General features: G+C 46.2%; 16 protein-coding genes. 15 read left to right on the forward strand and 1 reads right to left on the reverse strand.

The features are described 5' to 3' along the window. Positions 1-21: 21 nt before the first annotated feature. From mobP3 to EQM13_RS00450, 4 genes are read left to right on the forward strand one after another with little or no spacing between them, the layout of a single operon-like run. The gene (gene mobP3, locus EQM13_RS00435) at positions 22-2,604 is read left to right on the forward strand and encodes a MobP3 family relaxase (protein ID WP_128751617.1); all 2,583 of its coding nucleotides are present in this window, start codon (positions 22-24) and stop codon (positions 2,602-2,604) included. Between the two features lie 14 nt (positions 2,605-2,618). Beyond that, the gene (locus EQM13_RS00440) at positions 2,619-4,022 is read left to right on the forward strand and encodes a DUF3991 and toprim domain-containing protein (RefSeq protein ID WP_128751618.1); all 1,404 of its coding nucleotides are present in this window, start codon (positions 2,619-2,621) and stop codon (positions 4,020-4,022) included. A gap of 24 nt (positions 4,023-4,046) precedes the next feature. Further along, complete coding sequence (locus EQM13_RS00445) at positions 4,047-5,852, forward strand: VirD4-like conjugal transfer protein, CD1115 family (protein WP_206172760.1); 1,806 nt, start codon at positions 4,047-4,049, stop codon at positions 5,850-5,852. Positions 5,853-5,865: 13 nt separating this feature from the next. After that, a complete protein-coding gene (locus EQM13_RS00450) occupies positions 5,866-6,120 on the forward strand; it encodes a helix-turn-helix domain-containing protein (RefSeq protein WP_128751619.1) in 255 nt (84 codons plus the stop codon). Between the two features lie 174 nt (positions 6,121-6,294). Here the strand turns inward: EQM13_RS00450 and EQM13_RS00455 are convergent, their stop codons facing one another. Then, positions 6,295-6,618 (reverse strand): helix-turn-helix domain-containing protein, encoded by a 324-nt coding sequence (locus EQM13_RS00455; RefSeq protein WP_128751620.1) that lies wholly within the window; start codon positions 6,616-6,618, stop codon positions 6,295-6,297. Positions 6,619-6,968: 350 nt separating this feature from the next. Between EQM13_RS00455 and EQM13_RS00465 the strand changes: the two genes are divergently transcribed. The 11 genes from EQM13_RS00465 (at position 6,969) to EQM13_RS00510 (ending at position 15,294) form a co-directional block, all read left to right on the forward strand. Then, positions 6,969-7,583, forward strand: a complete 615-nt coding sequence (locus EQM13_RS00465) for a helix-turn-helix domain-containing protein (protein ID WP_128751622.1) — start codon at positions 6,969-6,971, stop codon at positions 7,581-7,583. A gap of 158 nt (positions 7,584-7,741) precedes the next feature. Continuing rightward, positions 7,742-8,659 (forward strand): ABC transporter ATP-binding protein, encoded by a 918-nt coding sequence (locus EQM13_RS00470; RefSeq protein ID WP_128751623.1) that lies wholly within the window; start codon positions 7,742-7,744, stop codon positions 8,657-8,659. After that, positions 8,652-9,401: an ABC transporter permease gene (locus EQM13_RS00475; RefSeq protein ID WP_128751624.1), complete on the forward strand. Its 750-nt coding sequence runs from the start codon at positions 8,652-8,654 to the stop codon at positions 9,399-9,401. Before EQM13_RS00470 ends, EQM13_RS00475 begins: the two co-directional genes overlap by 8 nt. Further along, positions 9,401-10,246, forward strand: coding sequence for an undecaprenyl-diphosphate phosphatase (locus EQM13_RS00480; RefSeq protein ID WP_128751625.1), 846 nt, complete (start codon positions 9,401-9,403; stop codon positions 10,244-10,246). Before EQM13_RS00475 ends, EQM13_RS00480 begins: the two co-directional genes overlap by 1 nt. A gap of 530 nt (positions 10,247-10,776) precedes the next feature. Then, positions 10,777-11,190 carry a sigma-70 family RNA polymerase sigma factor gene (locus tag EQM13_RS00485; protein WP_128751626.1) on the forward strand — a complete coding sequence of 138 codons (414 nt, stop codon included), beginning with the start codon at positions 10,777-10,779 and terminating at the stop codon, positions 11,188-11,190. Between the two features lie 324 nt (positions 11,191-11,514). After that, positions 11,515-11,781, forward strand: coding sequence for a hypothetical protein (locus tag EQM13_RS00490; protein WP_206172761.1), 267 nt, complete (start codon positions 11,515-11,517; stop codon positions 11,779-11,781). A gap of 31 nt (positions 11,782-11,812) precedes the next feature. Then, on the forward strand, positions 11,813-12,193 hold the full coding sequence (locus EQM13_RS00495; protein ID WP_128751628.1) for a type II toxin-antitoxin system PemK/MazF family toxin: 381 nt from the start codon (positions 11,813-11,815) through the stop codon (positions 12,191-12,193). Between the two features lie 15 nt (positions 12,194-12,208). Then, positions 12,209-12,580 (forward strand): recombinase family protein, encoded by a 372-nt coding sequence (locus tag EQM13_RS00500; RefSeq protein ID WP_128751629.1) that lies wholly within the window; start codon positions 12,209-12,211, stop codon positions 12,578-12,580. 11 nt (positions 12,581-12,591) lie between these two features. Then, complete coding sequence (locus EQM13_RS18365) at positions 12,592-12,747, forward strand: SHOCT domain-containing protein (RefSeq protein ID WP_165000800.1); 156 nt, start codon at positions 12,592-12,594, stop codon at positions 12,745-12,747. Positions 12,748-12,871: 124 nt separating this feature from the next. Beyond that, positions 12,872-14,446, forward strand: a complete 1,575-nt coding sequence (locus tag EQM13_RS00505; protein ID WP_128751630.1) for a recombinase family protein — start codon at positions 12,872-12,874, stop codon at positions 14,444-14,446. Continuing rightward, entirely contained in the window at positions 14,443-15,294 is an 852-nt protein-coding gene (locus EQM13_RS00510) for a recombinase family protein (protein ID WP_128751631.1), read from the forward strand. Before EQM13_RS00505 ends, EQM13_RS00510 begins: the two co-directional genes overlap by 4 nt. The last annotated feature ends 4 nt before the right edge of the window (positions 15,295-15,298 follow it).

A 15,298-nucleotide genomic window follows, 5' to 3' on the forward strand; every position in this document is an offset into this window, starting at 1 on the left:
ACGCAGAAAGGAGGCGTTGCTATGCCGAAAATCATCTTCACCTCGCAATATATGCGGAATGCCCCGCCAGCCCAGCTTGAAAATTATGTGAAGTACATCGGAACCCGTGAGGGTGTTGAAAAGATTGATGAAAGCAAGCGGCTGCTTCCTGCTACCGTAAAGCAACAGCAGCTTATCAACCAGCTACTCCATGACATTCCTTCTGCCAAAGATATGCTGGAGTACGCTGATTACTGTGAGAACCCCACCATCGGCAATGCTACCGAATTCATCTCCCTTGCCTTGGAACAGAATCTCAACCTCATCGGTAAGCGGGAAAATTATGTGGAGTACATTGCTGGCCGTCCCCGTGTGGAGCGAATCGGTGAACATGGCCTGTTTACCGATGCAGGCGTTCCGGTGGTGCTGGCTCAGGTGCATGAGGATGTATGCAATCACAAAGGCGCTGTCTGGACTCATGTCATCAGCCTGCGCCGGGAGGATGCCGCAAGGCTCGGATATGACAGCGGTAAGCAATGGCGGGATTTACTCCGCAGCAAAAAAGCGATGCTCTGCAAACATATGAAAATCGACAGTGAGAATCTGCGATGGTATGCTGCCTTTCACAATGAAAGCCACCATCCCCATGTGCATCTCATGGTTTACTCCGCCAAGGACAATGACGGTTTCCTTACCGAGCCTGCTATCGAAGCCATGCGCTCAGAGCTGGCGCATGATATTTTCCGTCAGGACTTCGCTCATATTTATGAGCATAAAAACGAAGCCAGAACCCAGCTCAAGAAAGGTGCCGCTGTAGTGATGGCCGAGCTACTTTCGCAGGTGCAGGATCGTGTCTGTGAAAACAAAGTCATCGAAGCGGATCTACTGCTGTTGGCTCGGCGGCTTCAAAATACAGGGGGCAAAAAGGTGTATGGCTACCTCAAGGCAGATGTGAAAGCTATTATTGATCGCATTGTAGATGAGCTTGCCAAGGAGGAACGGATCGATAAGCTATATCGAGCATGGAACGATTGGCAGAATGAAATCCTCAAGACTTACATGAATAAGCTGCCGCCCCTTCCTCCGCTTTCTCAGCAGAAACAATTTAAGAGCATTAAAAATATGGTGATTGCTGAAGCGTTAAAGCTGGGTAATCACCATTTCTCATTTGAGGATGAATCCGTACCGGAACCGGAGATGTCTGAGCCTGCGGATGTTTATCCGGATGATACTTTTATGGAGCCTTCCGATGTGGTCTTTCATGCCAAATGGAACGAGCAATATAAGCTGGCAAGAAAATATCTCTACGGCAGCGAGGATGTGCCGCAGGATTTTAATGAGGCGTATCGGCTGTTCATTCTTGAAGCAGAATTTAGAAATGCTCTGGCCATGCATGACCTCGGCAGGATGTTCGCCGATGGCTTAGGCCGTGAGATTGATTTACAGTCCGCACACGCATGGTATGAAAAAGCGCTGGCCGCCTTTTTATCCGAAGAGAAAGAAAAGCCCACCTATCTGGAATACCTCATCGGCAAAATGTACGCCACCGGTCTTGGAACTGAGCAGGACTATGGGCAGGCGGCCTCATGGTTTCAGGAGGCTGTAGAGAAAAATCATAAATACGCCCAATATTCTCTTGGCTGTTTGCATTACCGTGGTCAGGGTGTTGTGCAGGATTATACAGAAGCACTCCGCCTCTATACCCTCTCTGCCAATCAGGGAAATCCCTATGCGGATTACGAGCTTGCCAAGATGTATCGTGATGGTGTCGGTACGCCGGTGGATACCGCTATATCCGATCAGCGTTTCAAAGCTGCTTTTTCCGGATTTTATCGTTTGGAAAAAGATAGCCACGATGATAAACTGCAATACCGCCTCGGTCAGATGCTTTACACCGGAACCGGTACGGATAAGAATATGCGGGTGGCGGTTTCCTATCTGGAAAAATCGGCGCAGCTTGGAAATGTGAATGCCCAATATCTGCTGGGCAAGGTGTGTCTGGAAAACGGTATTGGCAATCCGGCACAGGCGGTGACATGGATGACCAAGGCAGCAGAGGCTGGGAATTCCGGAGCGCAATATGCGCTTGGTAAGCTGTACCGGGATGGTACTCATGTGGAGAAAGATATTCCAAAAGCGGTGGCGATGTTTACTGCTGCCGCAGAACAGAAAAATGAGTACGCCGCCTATCAGCTTGGCAAGCTCTATCTTCTTGGTGAAGATGTTCCCAAGGATATGGGAGCCGCCATCCGCTGGCTTATCGCTTCCGCTGAACAGGGAAACCAGTTTGCACAGTATGCCCTTGGCAAGCTGTATTTTTATGATGGGGATGTTCTCCGTGATAAGGAAAAGAGTCTTTACTGGCTGAGGCTGTCTGCGGCGCAGGGCAATGTTTATGCGCAGTATCTGATTGACAACATCAACAGCTATCGCAATCCATCGGTGCTACTGGCCGCCACCCGGCTGATGCATCGGCTGGAAAATCTGTTCTGGGAGGATTACCGTAGAACCGTAGGAATCACAGCCGGTCATATCGACCGCAAGCGCAGACGGAAGCTGCAGGAGAAAAAGCAGGCGCAGGGTCACAAGCGTGACGATCATGAGCCGCAGCAAATTCATTTATGATGGGAGGTTTTTTTGTGTCAGGCTATATCTATTTTACAGGTGAGCAAAAGGAACGAGCCAACTCCGTGGATCTGGTGGACTTTCTCCAGAGGCAGGGTGAAAAACTCCTGCCCTCCGGCAGAGATAAACGGCTGGCCAGAGATCGTAGTATTACTGTCCGTGGAAACCGCTGGTACGATCACTCCGCTCAGGAGGGTAGCTATGCTATCGATCTTGTCAAACGGCTATACAACCTATCTTTTCCGGAGGCGGTCAGCCTGCTGCTGGGTGGTGAGCAAGGTGTGGAATACCGGCAGCACAGCAAAAGCAGTGAGTCAGAACAGCGAAAGCCGTTCGTTTTGCCGCTAGCGCATACCGATATGCGCCGGGTATTTGCTTATCTCATCAAGCAGCGCTGCATCAGCCGGGAGGTGCTGTCTGAGTTTGCCAGAGAAAGGCTGCTGTTTGAGGATGCCGAATACCACAATGCCGTGTTTGTGGGCTTCGATGAAAAAGGCATTGCCCGTCATGCCCATAAGAAAAGTACGGCGACCGGCAGCAGCTTTCGCATCAATGTAGAGGGCAGCAATCCGGTCTACAGTTTTCATTATATTTCTAAAAATCCCTATCCCCATACGCTGTTTGTTTTTGAAGCGCCAATTGATTTGCTGTCATACATCAGCCTACATCCGCAGAACTGGAAGAATGCCAGCTATGTGGCGTTAAACGGTGTGTCGGAACAGCCTATCCTGAATCTGCTGAAGTTGTATCCGCAACTTGACCATGTGATTCTATGTCTCGATCATGATGCGGCAGGTATTGAGGCTACTGAGCGCATCTATGATATTTTAATGGAACATGGGCAGTTTGCAGTAGGTCAGGCGCAATCCAAATATAAAGACTGGAATGAGGATTTGAAAGCACAGCACGGTTTCACACCCATTCCTGCTGAGGAACATCCGCAACTGTTACTTCGTGATGAGCTATGTGAAGAAATTAGTAAATTCACATGGGAATATCAAGGTACCGACTGCTCCGTTGATGTGTTTCGGAAAACACTGCAAAACTGCCGAGGCAATCCACAGCAGAGGAAAAATGCACTGGTGGAACTGGCTGGTCTCTCTGTGCTGGCTGCTGCCAAGGAATACAAGCGCATCAGTTACTGCCGGGATTTGTCTACAGTGGAAAGCAGATTAAAATACAGCTTCAAAGCCTATCAAAACCGTGGCAGGCTGGAAAACAAACTAAGCGACATTGGAAACTTTCTGATGCCGCTTTTTTCATGCTCCCAAATAGAAACACAGAGCGAAAAGAAAAGCCGTGGGGAGAGTTTCGAGCAGCTGGCGTCCGAATGCTTAAAGGGCGCTGTCCTTGCGGAGCTTTCCATTCAGAAGGCGGCAGAAAAGAAACAAAAGCAAGGCGGCTTGTGCTTATCATAGCCGCCTATCGGAAAGGAATTCTCTATGCAGACAACACAAATTGTAACCTTAATTGTAATTGGGCTGGGGATGTTTGCTGTCATCGGCTTCATTTCCCTGCTGGCACATTACTATACCTTAAACGGTATCAAATCCAAGACCGTAGGTGACGGTCAGCATGGTACCGCCCGTTTTGCCACAGAAAGTGAAATCAAACGGACATACGCCCATGTACCCTATAAGCCGGAGAAATGGCGGCGTGGGCAAAATCTGCCCGCCCTGCAGGGGCTTGTGGTGGGCTGCAAGCAGAAAGCAGGCGCTACCACTGCCTTGATTGATGACGGCGACATTCATTGCCTGATGATCGGTGCTGCCGGTGTAGGTAAAACCGCTAATTTTCTCTACCCCAACATCGAATACGCCTGTGCATCCGGCATGAGCTTCCTCTGCACCGATACCAAGGGGGATCTGTTCCGCAATTACGCAGGCATTGCAAAGGATTACTACGGCTACAAAATATCGGTGCTGGATCTGCGTAACCCCACCCGCTCGGATGGCGATAACATCCTGCAGCTGGTCAACCGCTATATGGATGCCTATATGGAAAATCCGGAGAACCTCGCTTTAAAAGCCAAGGCTGAGAAGTATGCCAAGATTACCGCCAAGACCATTATCTCCAGCAGCGGCGAGGACTCGGCAAGCTATGGACAAAATGCGTTTTTCTATGATGCCGCCGAGGGTTTATTGACATCAGTAATCTTACTGATTGCGGAATACTGCCCTCCGGAGAAACGGCACATCATATCGGTGTTTAAGATGATACAGGACTTGCTGGCTCCCTCGCCAGTGAAGAATAAAAGCCAGTTCCAGCTTCTGATGGATAAGCTTCCGTCTGACCATAAGGCGAAATGGTTTGCGGGAGCCGCATTGAATACCGCTGACCAAGCGATGGCTTCTGTACTGTCCACAGCTATGTCAAGGCTCAATGCGTTTCTGGATTCGGAAATGGAGCAAATCCTGTGCTTTGACAGCTCTCTTGATACGGAAACCTTCTGTAAAGAAAAGTGTGCCATCTTTATCGTACTGCCAGAGGAAGATAATACGAAATATTTTATGGTGTCGCTCTTCCTGCTGCAGCTCTACCGGGAGATGCTGACAGTCGCTGATGAATACGGCGGCAAGCTCCCCAACCGAGTGATGATATTCGCAGACGAAATCGGAACCATCCCTAAAATCCAGTCGATGGAGATGATGTTCTCCGCCGGCCGTTCCCGCCGCATCAGCATGGTACCCATCATCCAATCCTTTGCCCAGCTTGAGAAAAACTACAGCAAGGAGGGTTCCGCTATCATCATCGACAACTGTCAGGATATTCTGTTCGGCGGTTTTGCCCCCAACTCGGAAAGCGCCGATATTCTCTCTAAAGCCCTTGGCAATAAGACCGTTATGTCCGGTTCCATCAGCAGAGGGAAAAACGATCCAAGTCAGAGCCTGCAGATGATCCAGCGACCGCTGATGACACCGGATGAGCTGAAAACCCTGCCCAAAGGCAATTTTATTCTGGCCAAGACTGGCTGCTATCCCATGCGCACCAAGCTACCGTTGTTTCTTAAATGGGGCATCCGGTTTGAAAAGCCCTTTGAGATGGATGAACGAGCCGCCCGAAAGGTTCACTACGCTGACCGCTTCGAGCTGGAGCAGGAAATCCTCCAGCGAGGCTGTGCCTATGATGAGGATGCCTTTGCCGAGTTCCCAGAGCCACCCGGTGGCGACCGCAGCGGTGGATCTTTGCATACTCCAGTGCAGGAACATGAGCCGGAGCCTCCTGCCATGCCTCTACGTACCGATTAGGGGGTGTTCGTGATTGAGCTATCTTTCCTCTCTCTACGCTGAAAATGTCCCTCACCGTGCTGTGGTGGTGTACCGCTACCTGAAAGATCGGGCAAACAAGGACGGAACCTGTTATCCTTCCATAGGTACCATCGCCAATGACCTAAAGCTCTCACGCCGCACGGTGCAAAGAGCCATCGCTGACCTTGAAAAGACCGGGTACCTGCAAAAAGAACAGCGCTGGCGGGAAAACGGCGGAAAGAGTAGTTTACTGTTTACAGTGAAATGAAAAAACACATACCTTGCCACCAAGGGAGTAGTGCGCCCTGTTGGCGGCATATGGTATGTGTCATCATGACCTATGCAGTGAACCTTTCACTCTAAGGATTTCTTTAAACACAGAGAAAGAACAATATTGGGATAGAGATAACAATGACCATCCTTCCGAAAAGAAGATGGTCACTTACTTTGACTCCAGCATTGCTTTCGCCGTTGCGGTTATGATTTTAAGATCACGTTCATCGCATTGGGAGAGTAGCCGCATCAGCTGTTCTTTTTCATTCTCTGTATGTGGGTTTTTCGGGTAGAAAATATTGTCTGCAGGGATGTTCAGCACAAGAATGAGTTTACATAGCACCTCAAAGCTGGGCTGTTTATGTTCATTTTCCAGTGCCATGATATACCGACCCGTCACCCCGATCCGTTCGGCAAGCTCATCCTGTGTAAGATTGGCTGCTATTCTGGCCTGTTTGATGGTTGCTCCCAAATTATTTAGAATAATATTCACTTAACGTTCACCTCCTACACCATTTTACAGTTCGGGTAAAGAAAGCGGAACGTTTTGATAGTTCTCGTTTTATACGAACAATAATAGAATATTAACATTTTTATCTTGATTTTCTTCGTTTAAACGAATACAATAAGATATATCATGAAAGGATTTAAGAATATGGAATACATAACTGTTCGGGAAGCTGCCGAAAAATGGGATATTACAGAGCGCTGGGTGCAGAAACTCTGTGAAGAAAATAGAGTTAAGGGTGCAGTGCGGTTCAGCCGAGTATGGATGATACCAAAAAACGCGGAAAAGCCCTCTGATGGGCGGACGAAAGCGAATAAATAATAGGAGAATTATATATGGAATTTAACGAAAAACTACAACAGCTGCGGAAACAGAACGATATGACACAAGAACAGCTTGCGGAATTATTATATGTATCAAGAACAGCAATCTCGAAATGGGAAAACGGTAAAGGCTACCCAAATATAGAATCGCTAAAAAGTATATCAAAACTATTTTCGGTATCTATCGATGAATTGTTGTCCGGAGAAGAATTGATTACTCTTGCAGTTAACGAAAACCGTTCAAATATACATAAAATATTTGGTTTGATTAACGCCGCACTCGACTTGGCAGTTATTGCTTTTATTTTTTTACCGCTTTACGGCAAATCTGACGGTACATACATTCATTCTGTAAACCTTTTTTCATTTACAGACACAACACCAATAAATCTTGCAATTTATTGGGCTGTTTTTACTATCATTATCGTATTTGGTATCGCTCAGTTCATATTTAGCTACATTGAAAAAGAAAAATGGCAAGGACTTTCTGCTAAATTTTCATTTATAATTGAAGCATTTTCTATCTGTTTCTTTGCTGCAGCAAAAGAGCCTTACGTAACTGCACTTTTGTTTATACAATTTCTAATAAAAGTGTTGCTTTTGAAAAAAAGCGCCCAGATGAAGTAAAAAAGTTATAAACCCTTGAAAATAAGCCTTTGACACGAAAAGTGTCAGGGCTTTTTTCTGTTGTGATGATAGGTTTCTTGGCTCTTTCCGCATTTGACCGGATAATAAAATTGCAGTCTGGCATAGACAGCAATAAATAAAAAGAAGGGAAGATGTGTATGGAACATATTATTGAAACGAAAAATCTAACAAAACAATACGGAACATCTACCGTTGTTAATAATTTCAATCTTCACGTGCCTAAGGGTAAAATCTATGGTCTCCTCGGCAGAAATGGAGCCGGAAAAACTACCACAATGAAAATGATATTACAACTTGTGAAGCCAACGGCAGGAACAATCCGATTGTTTGGAATGGATTTCAGAGAAAACGAACATAGCATTTATCGAAAAGTAGGCTCAATTATTGAAACTCCGGGGTTTTATCATAATTTGACCGCCTATGAAAACCTGCAGATTTTAGGACGCTTAAGAGGACAGGAAAATGAAACAGAGATATATAAAGCGTTAGAAATAGTTGGACTTCAAAAGGAGTATAAAAAACCCTTTGGCAACTATTCTTTGGGAATGAAGCAGCGCCTTGGGATTGCTGCTGCAATTATGCACCAACCGGAGCTTCTTATTCTTGATGAACCAATTAACGGTCTTGACCCAATTGGTATATCAGAAATACGATCATTATTTTCGGCACTAAGTTGCGATAAAGGAACGACTATTTTAATCTCCAGCCACGTTTTAAGTGAAATTGAGCAAATTGCAGATTTCATAGGTGTGATGCACGAAGGGCGCTTGATTGAGGAAGTGAATATGGCTGAACTACACAAACGAAAACGCAGATATATTGAATTTGAGTTATCTGATATAACTGTTGCTTTAAATTTATTAGAAAGTAAATATCAGATTACAGATTGTTCGGTACATGGCAGTACAATCAAAATCTTTGACTGCACTTATAACCTTGGAGAAATTAATCGTACATTTGTGGAAAACGGTTTGCTTGTAACAAAGATTGGTCAAAGCAAAGAAAACTTAGAGGATTATTTTTCGAAACTGATTGGAGGTAGTGGTATTGCTTAATCTGATTACTTGTGAATTATTAAAGCTGAAGCATTCAAAGATGGTGCTTTTAAGTGTTTTAGGTGTCTTGGCTACACCATGCATGATGCTGGCCGGAGCATTGCAGATGCATTTTGAAGATCCTAATAAAATTTTCACCTTGGCTGACATCTACGATAACAGTCTGGTTTATGCGATGCTGCTCATTAACTTTATAGTTTATGTGACAGTAACTGCCTATTTATTCAGTCGTGAGTATAGTGAAAACACGTTGAAAACGCTGTTGCCAATACCTGTTTCACGAACAGCTTTTATTGTAGGAAAATTTCTTGTCCTATTTCTCTGGATTATGCTATTGACGGTTGTTACATGGGCAGGTATTCTTGCTTTGTTCTCAGTCTATCATGTTATATTTGGTATGCACAGTTTCAGTCTTAACGTTGCAGGGCTCTGGCTTTTAAAGTTTCTCCTTGGAAATATACTCATGTTTTTCACCCTATCCCCTTTTGCTTTTATTGCCCAAAAAACAAAAGGTCTGGTGGTGCCGATGATTGCTTCGGCAGTGGTTGTTATGAGTAGCGCAGCACTTTCCAATCAAGATATGGGAGCATTGTTTCCATGGACAGCAACCTATTTTTTAATGGACGGAAGGTTGGAAAGTATTGGATATCCAATTCCTTTATCAATTGCAATCATCTTTGCAATAAGTGTAGTTGGACTGCTTGCAACATTTAGATATTTCAAAGGGGAGGATTTAAAATAATGGAACTAAATTTTATAGAAATTCTCAAGGTCATTTTCCTTGGTATCGTGGAAGGAATCACAGAATGGTTACCAATCAGCAGTACCGGACATATGTTGCTTGTCGACGAATTAATTACTCTAAATATGAGTGAAGCGTTTAAGGAAATGTTCTTTGTAGTGATACAGCTTGGAGCGATTTTAGCGGTTGTAGTAAGGTTTTGGAACGAGATGTTTCCATTCCAGTTCAAAGATAAAACTCAGCCGATTGTAAAAAAGGACACTTTTTCGCTCTGGTTTAAGGTGGTCGTCGCCTGTATTCCAGGGGCTATTGTAACCCTCCTCTTTGATGACTATATTGAAGCACATTTCCATACCCCGGTTGTGATTGCCTCAACCTTAATTTTATATGGTATTGCATTTATTGTAATTGAAGTATGGAATAAAAAACGCGTGCCAAGCATACGCCACTTATCCGATATTACCTATAAAACTGCCTTGATAATTGGATTGTTTCAGGTGCTATCCATTATCCCCGGCACATCACGATCCGGTGCAACCATTGTCGGTGCATTACTAATTGGTGTGTCAAGAGTTGCAGCAGCAGAATTTACTTTTTTCCTTGCTGTACCTGTGATGTTTGGGCTAAGTGCACTGAAAATATTAAAATTTGGGTTTGCTTTTACAGGTATAGAAACCCTAACGCTGGGGCTTGGCATGACGGTAGCATTTTTAGTGTCAGTACTTGTAATCAAATTTTTGATGAGTTATATCAAAAAACATGACTTTAAGGTATTTGGTTGGTATCGAATTTTGATCGGAATAATTGTATTTCTTTATTTTGGGTTTGGTACATTTATTAGATGAACATTAGGGGTTGGGCGATAGCTCCAAACATATATTTCTGTGTATCTTTGTGTATTATAGGAACTCACTATTAAATCCCTATGATTTAAAATCTATTAATTTTAAATCAGCATAAATAGCAAGTATCACCCGCCGAATAAAAAAAACGGCGCTTTGGCGGGTCTTTCTCTATGCCCGGATCTTCTAAAGCAACCCTCCAAACCCGTGAAGTTTGGGGGGGTTTTTCATGTGTTGGTCAATGCATACCGCACCGCTGCGCATCTGCTGCAGCGACATTAGGTTATCTACATAACCCATATTTACATAGGTGATTCGTTAAAAAAAGCCTATATTTCTCAACGGAGAAGTATGCCTATCAATACGAACCAACAGAACAGATAAAACATGAATTAATGTATAAGAGCGTACAAACGGACTTTTTTGTCTGTGGGTATGCTCTTTTTGTTTTCCACCGCATAACGCCTCGGTGCCGGTCACCGCCTCTTGTCCTTCGTTTTCAATCACATTTTGAAAATTTGGAGGACAAGCATATGTCAGAGAACAAAAAATATACAATCGTAGTAAAACGGCAGCGTGTAGAGGTTAGCGAGGCCGTCTACCGTGCCTATCATAAAGAGCGGGAAGCGGAGCGTTATCAGAGTAAGCTTAGCCGCCAGAACGAGTTGTCGCTGGAACGCTTCAGGGAGGACGGTGTCAATATTGATTACCTCATAGTCCGTGTTCAGCCGGACATCGTGGACAAGCTCATTCATCAGGAAAAGCTGGAGGCTCTGTGGAGCGCTCTTCAATCTTTGTCGGAGGATGAACGCTTGCTCATTGATGAAATATTTTTCAATGAGAAAAGCAAGTCACAAGTTGCCAGAAGTATTGGAGTAAACCAATCTACGGTCAGCCGCAGGCTCTCAAAAATTCTGTCTAAGCTAAAAAACTTGATGGAAATTTAATTTTTTAGCGCATAGCTCCCCTCACTTTTTCCTTTATAGAAGTGAGGGGGATTTTTTATCTCTCTTATGTTCCTTGAAAAACACCGAAGTCATTTGGTCATATCCAGTAGCTTAGATACATTAGCTGTTCAGCTCCGATGAGGGGAAAGCGGCTTTGGAGGACACGCCAAGACCATCTGCGGATAGATCAGAACTATCCGTAAACACGATAGCATCAAAGATGCCGAGCGAAAAATGTCCGTCCATAAAGCAATCTGTGGTAGATTGCCCCGCCATGACCTGAACAGCCTACAATGATACTTCCGCATAGCCACAGACATCGCAATGGGTGCGGTCGCCGGAGAACCCGGTGGGGGTGAGAGTCCCATGACAGCCAATAACCAAGGCTGGTTTAAGCTGACTGCCCAAAGGACGAAATCGTCCTTATGCCGCAGGCAATCTGCCTGTGGTGTTCTGCTTCGGGGAGTAGTGTCGAATAGAAGCAGCAGAAAACGAAGAACAAGAGTTTTGTTATACCAGAAACTATGGGGACAGCCGACCTGTGGGTATACCCGGTCAAATTCGGCGGCTGTCCTTATCCTTGTGGTATAACAACCAATTTCACGCAAAGGAGGAATGCGAAATGCGTATTTACAAAGGCGATATATTCTACGCCGATTTAACCCCTGTGGTTGGCTGTGAGCAGGGCGGCATCCGACCGGTACTGATTATCCAAAATGATATTGGAAACCGCTACAGTCCCACCGTTATCGTGGCCGCTATCACCAGCCGCACCGAAAAAAACCACCTGCCCACCCATATCCAACTGTGCAGCCAGCAGTATGGGCTGCGGCAGAATTCCCTTGTGCTTTTGGAGCAGGTGCGAACCATTGACCGTTCCCGCTTGCGTGAGTACATAGGCCATTTGAGCGAACCACAGATGCAGCAGGTCAATGAAGCCTTAGCCGTAAGCTTCGGTCTGGATGCCCTGCTGCCGGAACCGCAAATGAGCCTGAGCTTGTAAAAGGAGGTATTTTTTATGGACAAGAAATCCGCTTGGATTTACTGCCGCATCGATGCGCCGGAGGATGTACATGGCGCTTTGAAAGGACAATACGAAAGATTAGAAACCTATGCCGCACAGATGGGCTTTACCGTTGTCGGCTCTTCGCAGGATTTAGGCAGTGGTCTAAACTTTGACCGCTCCGGCCTGCAGGCTGTTCTGGAATCAGCAAAAGCCGGGAGCTTTCAGATTCTGTTGGTGGATTCGGTGAGCCGAATCGGGCGGGATATGAAAAAGACAATAGCATTTATTCAAACAATTAGCGGCTGCGGTATCAGCATTTACTCCCCGATGGAGGGAGAAATCAAGCTGTCTGATTTTATGAGGCCGCCGTTTCAATTGCGATAGGAGGAAATGCTATGACGAAAACAGAACCAGTAAACGAAGTCCGTTATTTAATGGCGCACAACTTCCTCACCTATCTTCTGGAGCAGGGCAAAATTACTCAGGAAGAATTTCAGATTGCAGACCAATTCGTGGTCGAAAAGTACAAGCCGAGGCTCCGGATTATTTAGTGGATTATGTGATAGCTTTCCCTGCATCTCTGTGGTAGTGTATGTGCTAATACCCAAGGGGTATTGAACTTACACGAAAGGAGCTGTCACACATGAAAATACGAAAACCAAAGGAGGTGCCGCCATGCCACAGGTACAGGTTATCGAACCGGTAAATTCCATTTACCGATATTCACCGCCCAAGCTGCGTGTCTGCGCCTACGCCAGAGTCAGCAGTGACTCCGCCGATCAGCTAAATTCCTTTTCCGTGCAGATGGAGCATTACACTTCCCTGATTGCCGAAAATGACGAATGGGAGCTGGTGGACATCTATGCCGATGAGGGCATTACCGGAACCCGGTCGGACAAGCGGGAGGAATTCCAGCGGATGCTTTCCGACTGCAGAAAGGGCAAAATCGACCGCATCCTTGTGAAATCCGTTTCCCGGTTTGCGAGGAACATTCATGACTGCCTCTCCACCGTCCGAGAGCTGAAAGCCCTCGGTGTAGAGGTGGAATTTGAGGAAGATGGTATCAAGACAGCGGATATGCACGATGAGATGATGATTGGAGCCTTCAGCTCCATCGCCCAAGAGGAATCCACCTCCATCTCTAACAATATGCGCTGGAGCTACGCTCGTAGGATGCAAAACGGAAATTTCACTTGTTGCTGCCCACCCTACGGATACGATCTTATAAACAACATACTGATTCCAAATCCCAAGGAAGCACCGATGGTGCGAAGAATATTCGGAAGCTACCTATCCGGCAAGAGCATGGAGCAGATAGCCAGTGAGCTGAACGCAGATGGCATCCCCTGCAAAAATGGAGAGGTAAAATGGCTGTATACCGCTGTCAGCTATATTCTCAAAAGCGAGCGTTACATCGGTGATGCCCTGCTGCAGAAATCCTACACCACCGACACCATGCCCTTTCAAACCAAGCGCAACAAGGGCGAGCGTGACCGCTATTACATCACCGGTTCCCATGAACCGATTATCAGCCGGTCGGAGTTTGAGCAGGCACAGCGGCTGATGAAAGCCCGTAACTCCCTTTATCCAAACAAGGGGCGTGGCAGGCAATACACTTTCTCACAGAAAATTCGATGTGGCAAATGCGGTACGAATTTCTCCCGCAGGGTGACCAATGGAAAAACCTATTGGGTATGCCACAGGCACTTCCGCAGCAAGGAGCTTTGCGAAATCCGTCAAATCCGGGAAGATGCCATCATGCAGGCGTTCATCCGAATGTACAACAAGTTAAAACAGAACAGCCGCTATATTCTCTCCTCCGCTTTAAACGAGCTGATGGATCTCAAATCCAAAATCACCATGAGCGATGTAAAAGTCGGAAGCATCAATAAGGAAATAGCGGAACTCACCAAGCAGAGTCTGGTACTGAATCGTCTCAGGACGAAAGGTTACATGGACTCTGCTGTTTTTATGCAGAAAAACAATGAAATCAACCAGCAGCTCGATTTGCTCAAGCGAAACCGCCGCAGACTGCTGGAAAGCGATGCGGACGATGAGATGATTTCCGACTGCAAGCTATTGATTGAGCTGATGGAACAGGGATCGCCGTACCTGACTGCTTTTGATGAAGCCCTATTTCACAGCATTGTCAATCAGATCGTTGTCACCGAGCAGGATAAACTCAAATTCTGCCTGATCGGTGGTCTTGCCTTTACCGAGCAGCTGCCCAAGGAGGTGTTCGGACGATGAATAAAAACCGATACCTTCCTTTCGGCTATCACATTCAAAACGGTACGCTGTGCATTCATGAAGCGGAAGCCACTGTGGTACGGCAAGTTTTTGAGGATTACCAAGCCGGGAAATCCTATCGCCGGATTGCCGAAAGCCTCACAGCCAAAGGCATCCCCTATATGGAGAATCGCACCGACTGGAATAAGCACAGGGTCAAGCGTATGCTGGAGAATTCACGTTACTGCGGCAGTGATGATTTCCCGCAGATTATCCCTGCCGACACGTTCGGGGCTGTAGCCGCCCTAATCGGGCAGAAAAGCCAAGGGGAGCCTTTATCCAAGGAACTGGACAGCATCCGCAGTAAGGCGATTTGTGGGGTTTGTGGAGCCAAGTACACAAGGGATGGCAGAAGCAAGAAGTATGAAGCGTGGTGCTGCTCCGCTGAGGGGCGCATCACACCCAAGCGCATCACTGACCAAGCCCTGCTGGAGAGCGTAACCGCAATCTTGAATATCATCATCAGTGAGCCGAGCCTGCTGGAGCTTCCTTTACCGCATAGGGAGAACTATTCCCTCGATGTTGCCCGGACAGAAAACCAAATCAACCGGGAGCTTGAAAAAAGCGAAGTGGACAGCGATTACATCAAGCTGCTGATATTTGGCTGTGCCACCGCAAAATATGAGGTCTGCCCTGACAGGGAGCCGGAATACTTAACCCGCCGGTTGCTGGAGATATTTGAGGGGCATCCGCCGCTGGCGGCTTTCTCAATCCGATTATTTGAGGATACCGTCAAGCAGGTGGTCATTGATGCGGACGGCAGCCTGCGGCTGCAGATGAACAATGGAAAGCTGATTGGAAAGGAGTAACCGC

Origin of the sequence: Acidilutibacter cellobiosedens, assembly GCF_004103715.1 — a bacterium.
Taxonomy (GTDB): Bacteria; Bacillota; Clostridia; order Tissierellales; family Acidilutibacteraceae; genus Acidilutibacter; species Acidilutibacter cellobiosedens.

Bases quoted from the DNA above. Each gene is read 5' to 3' on its own strand.
- EQM13_RS00485 (WP_128751626.1), top strand. From the start codon at position 10,777: ATGTCAGAGAACAAAAAATATACAATCGTAGTAAAACGGCAGCGTGTA.
- EQM13_RS00480 (WP_128751625.1), top strand. From the start codon at position 9,401: ATGGAACTAAATTTTATAGAAATTCTCAAGGTCATTTTCCTTGGTATC.
- EQM13_RS00500 (WP_128751629.1), top strand. From the start codon at position 12,209: ATGGACAAGAAATCCGCTTGGATTTACTGCCGCATCGATGCGCCGGAG.
- EQM13_RS00505 (WP_128751630.1), top strand. From the start codon at position 12,872: ATGCCACAGGTACAGGTTATCGAACCGGTAAATTCCATTTACCGATAT.
- EQM13_RS00495 (WP_128751628.1), top strand. From the start codon at position 11,813: ATGCGTATTTACAAAGGCGATATATTCTACGCCGATTTAACCCCTGTG.
- EQM13_RS00510 (WP_128751631.1), top strand. From the start codon at position 14,443: ATGAATAAAAACCGATACCTTCCTTTCGGCTATCACATTCAAAACGGT.
- EQM13_RS00445 (WP_206172760.1), top strand. From the start codon at position 4,047: ATGCAGACAACACAAATTGTAACCTTAATTGTAATTGGGCTGGGGATG.
- mobP3 (WP_128751617.1), top strand. From the start codon at position 22: ATGCCGAAAATCATCTTCACCTCGCAATATATGCGGAATGCCCCGCCA.
- EQM13_RS18365 (WP_165000800.1), top strand. From the start codon at position 12,592: ATGACGAAAACAGAACCAGTAAACGAAGTCCGTTATTTAATGGCGCAC.
- EQM13_RS00470 (WP_128751623.1), top strand. From the start codon at position 7,742: ATGGAACATATTATTGAAACGAAAAATCTAACAAAACAATACGGAACA.
- EQM13_RS00490 (WP_206172761.1), top strand. From the start codon at position 11,515: ATGGGTGCGGTCGCCGGAGAACCCGGTGGGGGTGAGAGTCCCATGACA.
- EQM13_RS00465 (WP_128751622.1), top strand. From the start codon at position 6,969: ATGGAATTTAACGAAAAACTACAACAGCTGCGGAAACAGAACGATATG.